Below are 6147 nucleotides of genomic sequence, written 5' to 3'. Positions count from 1 at the left end.
CCCGCCGCCCTCGCGGCCTGGCAGCGCTGGCTGGCCGCCGCCGATCCCCGGCAGCTGCCGCCCACGATCGAGGAACTGTCCGCCTTGCCCGGCGCCGTCCAGGCGCTGGCTCCGGCCGCGCGCAGCCTGCGGCTGGGCCGGCATGCCGAACGGCTGCTGCATTTCGCGCTGGAGCACGGCGACGGCATCGAGCTGGTCGCCTCCAATCTGCCGGTGCGCCGGCATGGCGCGCATGGCGTGCAGACGCTGGGCGAGCTGGATTTCGTCTGGCGGGAAAGTGCTGGCAGCAGCGGCGGCGCCGGCAACACCGCCGGCGCCGGCCAGCTGGTGCACTGGGAGATGGCCGCCAAGTTCTATCTGCTGGTGGAGCCCGGCGGCGATGCGTCAGAGGCGTCGCCCGCCGAGCGCACTGCCTGGCTGCAGGCCTTCGTCGGCCCGAACCTGGTCGACCGCCTCGGCGACAAGCTGTCGCATATCGTGCGCCGCCAGCTGCCGCTGTCGCGCACGCCGGAGGCCGAGGCGCTGCTGGGCGGCCGCGTCGATCGCAGCGAAATCTATCTGCTCGGCTGGCTGTTCTATCGCGACGGGCGGATGCCGGCCGGCCTCGATGCGCTCGGGCTCAATCCGGCCCATCTGCGCGGCTGGTGGTCGACGCTGGAGCAATGGGCGCAGCGGGTGGCCCTGGGATCGTCAGAGTCGTCGACGGCGGCAACGCCGGTGCGCTGGCATCGGCTGCCGCGCGCCCGCTGGCTGTCGCCGGCGCTGGTGCCCGAGCACGACACCGAACCGTTCGAGACGCTGCGCGACGCGCTGGCCGCGCGCTTCGCGGAGCCGCATCGCGACCTGGCATGGCGGCGCGAATCGCCGGTGATGATCTGCGAGATGGAGCCGGCCGGCGCGTCGGCGCCGGGCTGGTGGCGCGAGCGTTCGCGCGGCTTCGTGGTACCGCCGGGATGGGAGGAGAGGGCGCGGCAGCGCATCGCGCAGCCGCCGCGTTAGATCGTCGCGTCATTCCCGCAACGGTGGGATCCCCGCGTCCTGCCCGTCTCCGCGCAGGCCACCGGGTCCCCGCGTCCGCGGCGCCGACGGCTGGCCGGCGCCGTCTCAGTGGTGCTTGTCCTCGCCGATCATCGCCAGCGAGTTGTACAGCCGGACGTTCTTGCGATGCTGGCGCATCACCAGCAGCATGGTGCCGCAGACGAACATGCCGAAGGCGATGATCACGATGCCGATCGGCACGTTCAGCTTGATCAGCAGCGCGTACAGGCACAGCATCAGCAGCACCGAGACGTTCTCGTTGAAGTTCTGCACCGCGATCGAGTGGCCGGCCGACAGCAGCACGTGGCCGCGATGCTGCAGCAGCGCGTTCATCGGCACCACGAAGTAGCCCGACATGCCGCCCACCACCATCAGGAACACATAGGCGATCGCCATATACAGCGGCATCCGCATGCCCAGCACGTCCAGCGCGACATCGGGCATCGCGTCCTTGGTGTAGAAGGCCATCAGCATCACGATCGCGCCCATCGCGACGCCGAACGGCAGCACCGACAGCGACTTGCGCAGCGGGATCCGCATCGCCGCCATGATCGCGCCGACGGCCACGCCGACCGCCACCACCGCCTGCAGCAGCGCGCCCTGCGACAGGTTCAGGCCGAGCGATTTTTCCGCCCACTTCAGCACGATGAACTGCAGCGTCGCGCCGGCCCCCCAGAACAGCGTGGTGACCGCCAGCGAAATCTGGCCGAGCTTGTCCTTCCATAGCGCGGTGAAGCAGTCGGCGAACTCGGCGATCAGCTTGATCGGGTTCTTCTCCTGCTGCGGATAGCGGGCGCCGGTGTCGGGGATGAACAGGTTGAACAGCGCGGCGATCACGTAGAACAGCATGATCACCACCATCGCGGCCTCGGCCGGCGTGTCGATGCCGGTCTCGATCCATGGCAGGTCCATCGCCAGCATCAGGCTCGACACCTTGACCGAGATCAGCGCGCCGCCGACCACCGTGCCGAGGATGATCGAGCCGACCGTCAGGCCCTCGATCCAGCCGTTGGCCGCCACCAGGCGCTCGGCCGGCAGCAGCTCGGTCAGGATGCCGTACTTGGCCGGCGAATAGGCCGCCGCGCCGAAGCCGACCACGCCATAGGCCAGCAGCGGGTGCAGCCCGAACATCATGATCGCGCAGCCGCCGATCTTGATCGTGTTGGTGATGAACATCACCTTGCCCTTGGGCATCGAATCGGCAAAGGCGCCGACGAAGGCGGCCAGCACGACATAGGACAGCACGAAGAACAGCTTGAGCAGTGGGGTCATCCACTGCGGGGAGTGCAATTCGGCGAGGAGGGCAATGGCGGCGATGAGCAGAGCGTTGTCGGCCAGCGAAGAAAAGAACTGCGCGGCCATGATGGTGTAAAAACCCTTCTTCATACCTTGGACTCTGTCTCCATCGCGATTTCCTTGCGCTACTGGCGTGCCCGCGCCAACGGCCGTCGGCATCGTGCGGAGGGGGTGAACGGCGGCCGTGCCAAAAGGAGGCCCGGGACGCACGGGTCGCCCGCGCCGGGTCCGGTTCGGCGTGGCGGGGGCGTGTACGTACCTGACGTGACCCGTCATATTGAATCACTTTTGAAACATGGCCGGAACGTCCGGCTTTATATCACGAAAGTCTTTCAATTCCGAAGAAGGGAAGACCGCAAATTGACCGGGTTTGACCATTCGATCTGGAGCGGATTCCCGGGAATTGCCGAACCAATGTGGTCAAATAACGGTCTACGCGGTGCCCCTTCGGTGTGCTGCCGCGCATTGGTGCAGAACGCACGTGGTTGTCCCTCCGGTCGACCGCCGGCGTTGCCGCTGTCAGTGCCTCGGGCACCACAACGGCGCGCACGCCCAGGCCAATGGTCGACCATAGCCGCCCGGGCCCCTGCGGCGCCCCGAGGCCGCCGTGACGAACCTTCCCTGATCCCATGCCAAGACCGATTCACGCTGTCATCCATCAACCCGCCCTGGCCAACAATCTCGAGGTGGTACGCCGCCACGCGCCCACCTCGCGCGTCTGGGCGGTGGTCAAGGCCAACGCCTACGGTCACGGCATCCGGCGCGCCTTCGCCGGCCTGCGCGCGGCCGACGGCTTCGGCCTGCTGGACCTGAACGAGGCCGTGCTGCTGCGCGAACTGGGGTGGCAGGGACCGATCCTGTTGCTCGAGGGCTTCTTCCAGCCCCAGGACGTGCCGCTGCTCGAGGAATACCGGCTGACCACCGCGATCCACAACGAGGAGCAGCTTCGCATGCTGGAGGCCGCCCGTCCGAAGGGGCCGCTGGCGATCCAGCTCAAGCTCAATACCGGCATGAACCGGCTCGGCTTCGCGCCGGACCAGTATCGCGCCGCCTGGGAGCGCGCCCGCACGCTGTCCGGGGTCGGCAGCATCGTCCATATGACGCACTTCTCCGACGCCGATGGCGAGCGCGGCATCGCGCATCAGCTGGAGGTGTTCGACGCCGCCACCGCCAATCTGCCGGGCGAAGCCAGCCTGTCCAACTCCGCGGCCACGCTGTGGCATCCGGCCGCGCACCGCGCCTGGGTGCGGCCCGGCATCGTGTTGTACGGCGCCTCGCCGAGCGGCCGGCACGCCGACATCGCGGACACCGGGCTGATGCCGGCGATGTCGCTGCACAGCGAAGTGATCGCGGTGCAGGAATTGCGGCCCGGCGACACGGTCGGCTACGGCTCGCTGTATACCGCGGACCGGCCGATGCGGATCGGCGTGGTCGCCTGCGGCTATGCGGACGGCTATCCGCGCCATGCCGCGGGCTGGGGCGACCAGCCGGCGCCAGTGCTGGTCGACGGCGTGCGCACCCATCTGGTCGGCCGCGTGTCGATGGACATGCTGTGCGTCGACCTGACGCCGTGTCCGAAGGCACGGGTCGGCTCGCCGGTGACGCTGTGGGGCCACGGCCTGCCGATCGACGATGTCGCCGCCGCCAGCGGTACGGTCGGCTACGAGCTGATGTGCGCGCTGGCGCCGCGGGTGCCGGTGACGGTCGCGACGCTGACGGTGCCGGATGCGCCCGGCGTGGCCGAGGCCGCGCCCGCCAAGTAGAATCGGCGCCTCTCAGCTCTCCGCTCTCAGCTCCCCGGCCCCAAGGATTCCCGTTGGCAAAGACCAAGACCGTTTACACCTGTACCGAATGCGGCGGCTCCGTGCCGCGCTGGCAGGGGCAGTGCCCGCATTGCCAGCAATGGAACACGCTGGTCGAAAGCGTGCCCGAGACGCCGTCGGCGCGGCGCTTCCAGCCGCTGGCAGCCTCGAGCACGGTGCAGCGGCTGTCGGAAATCGAGGCGTCCGACGTGCCGCGCTTTACCAGCGGCATCGAGGAATTCGACCGGGTGCTGGGCGGCGGGCTGGTCGCCGGTGGCGTGGTGCTGATCGGCGGCGACCCCGGCATCGGCAAGTCCACGCTGCTGCTGCAGGCGCTGGCGAATCTGGCGGCCAGCCGGCGCGTGCTCTATGTCAGCGGCGAGGAGTCGGGCGCGCAGATCGCGCTGCGCGCGCAGCGGCTCGGCATCGACAGTCCGAGCCTGGGGCTGCTGCCCGAGATCCAGCTCGAGAAGATCCAGGCGACGCTCGACGCCGACAAGCCCGAGGTCGCGGTGATCGACTCGATCCAGACGCTGTATTCGGAGGCGCTGACATCGGCGCCGGGCTCGGTGGCACAGGTGCGCGAATGCGCGGCGCAGCTGACGCGGATCGCCAAGAGCAGCGGCACGACGATCATCCTGGTCGGCCATGTGACCAAGGAAGGCAGCCTGGCCGGGCCGCGCGTGCTCGAGCATATCGTCGACACGGTACTGTACTTCGAGGGCGACACGCATTCGTCGCACCGGCTGATCCGCGCGTTCAAGAACCGCTTCGGCGCGGTCAACGAGCTGGGCGTGTTCGCGATGACCGAGCGCGGCCTGCGCGGCATCAGCAATCCGTCGGCGCTGTTCCTGTCGCAGCATGAGCAGACCGTGTCCGGGTCCTGCGTCATGGTCACGCAGGAGGGCTCGCGCCCGCTGCTGGTCGAGATCCAGGCGCTGGTCGATGCGGCGCACGTGCCGAATCCGCGCCGCCTGGCGGTGGGCCTGGAGCAGAACCGGCTGGCGCTGCTGCTGGCCGTGCTGCACCGCCACGCCGGCATCGCCTGCTTCGACCAGGACGTGTTCCTCAATGCGGTGGGCGGGGTCAAGATCACCGAGCCGGCCGCCGATCTGGCGGTGCTGCTGTCGATCCACTCGTCGATGCGCAACAAGCCGTTGCCGCGCGGGCTGGTGGTATTCGGCGAGGTGGGGCTGGCGGGGGAGATCCGCCCGAGCCCGCGCGGCCAGGACCGGCTGCGCGAGGCCGCCAAGCTGGGCTTTACGCAGGCGGTGATTCCGAAGGCCAACGCGCCGAAGCAGCCGATCGACGGGCTCGAGGTGATCGCCGTCGAGCGGATCGAGCAGGCGATCGAGCGGGTGCGCTACCTCGACGGTTGAGGGGAGGGGCGCCGGGAAAGTCTTCGGTCTTCGATTTCCCTGGCCCGCCCGTCAACCGAACACCGAGTCCTCGCACAGCGCGCCCAGCAGCGCGGCGATCAGCACCACCGCCGACACGAACAGCCAGCGCTGCGTGCGGCGGTATTCGGGCACCTGGTCGTCCTCGACCCGCAGCGAACGGAACAACGCCACCACCTGCAGGCCGGCGGCGACGCCCAGCGAGATCTCGACCGCCAGCGACAGCGGATTCCAGGCGCCCGGGCTCTCGAAGCTCCAGTAGCGCCAGAACGCCAGCGTAAAGGCCAGCAGCACCGAGATCGCGGTGATGAACCCCTGGCGGTAGCCGACCGGCACCACGGGCACCACCGGTACCGGCGGCTTCGGCGTGTTTGTCGAGTTGGCCGCCGCGTCGCGCCGGGGCACGGACGCGGCGGGCGGCGGGATCGTGCGAAAACGTGGGGCACGAACGTCGTTGCTGCGCACCGCGCGCAGCGCATTGCTCTTCATCGTTACGGTCCTCAAGCAAGCGGGGGGCGGATGCAGGGGGATCGCGCGGGATCGCATCGCGCCGACACAATGAACGGCATTGTTGGCGCGATCGCCGGCCTCGGCAATGCAAAGCCGCCGCGCTG

5 protein-coding genes are annotated in these 6147 nt (G+C 69.1%); 3 read left to right on the top strand and 2 right to left on the bottom strand.

Annotated elements, in window-relative coordinates:
• On the top strand, positions 1 to 999 hold a 999-nt coding region (locus LRR16_RS24070), incomplete at its 5' end, for a DUF1853 family protein (RefSeq protein WP_232207326.1).
• Positions 1000 to 1104: 105 nt separating this feature from the next.
• Here LRR16_RS24070 and lplT read toward each other — a convergent pair.
• On the bottom strand, positions 1105 to 2424 hold the full coding sequence (gene lplT / locus LRR16_RS24065) for a lysophospholipid transporter LplT (protein ID WP_006577848.1): 1320 nt from the start codon (positions 2422 to 2424) through the stop codon (positions 1105 to 1107).
• A 539-nt stretch (positions 2425 to 2963) separates the two neighbouring features.
• Between lplT and alr the strand changes: the two genes are divergently transcribed.
• Both alr and radA read left to right on the top strand, forming a co-directional pair.
• Positions 2964 to 4097, top strand: coding sequence for an alanine racemase (gene alr / locus LRR16_RS24060; protein ID WP_232207325.1), 1134 nt, complete (start codon positions 2964 to 2966; stop codon positions 4095 to 4097).
• 53 nt (positions 4098 to 4150) lie between these two features.
• Positions 4151 to 5515, top strand: a complete 1365-nt coding sequence (radA, locus tag LRR16_RS24055) for a DNA repair protein RadA (RefSeq protein WP_023263825.1) — start codon at positions 4151 to 4153, stop codon at positions 5513 to 5515.
• Positions 5516 to 5566: 51 nt separating this feature from the next.
• Here the strand turns inward: radA and LRR16_RS24050 are convergent, their stop codons facing one another.
• Entirely contained in the window at positions 5567 to 6022 is a 456-nt protein-coding gene (locus LRR16_RS24050) for a hypothetical protein (RefSeq protein ID WP_232207324.1), read from the bottom strand.
• Positions 6023 to 6147 lie beyond the last annotated feature (125 nt).

Source organism: Cupriavidus sp. UGS-1 (genome assembly GCF_021213615.1).
Classification (GTDB): Bacteria; Pseudomonadota; Gammaproteobacteria; order Burkholderiales; family Burkholderiaceae; genus Cupriavidus.
The sequence above is the reverse complement of the archived record's forward strand: the minus strand, read 5'-3'. Positions and strand labels throughout refer to the sequence as shown.

Bases quoted from the DNA above. Each gene is read 5' to 3' on its own strand.
- lplT (WP_006577848.1), bottom strand. From the start codon at position 2,424: ATGAAGAAGGGTTTTTACACCATCATGGCCGCGCAGTTCTTTTCTTCG.
- LRR16_RS24050 (WP_232207324.1), bottom strand. From the start codon at position 6,022: ATGAAGAGCAATGCGCTGCGCGCGGTGCGCAGCAACGACGTTCGTGCC.
- alr (WP_232207325.1), top strand. From the start codon at position 2,964: ATGCCAAGACCGATTCACGCTGTCATCCATCAACCCGCCCTGGCCAAC.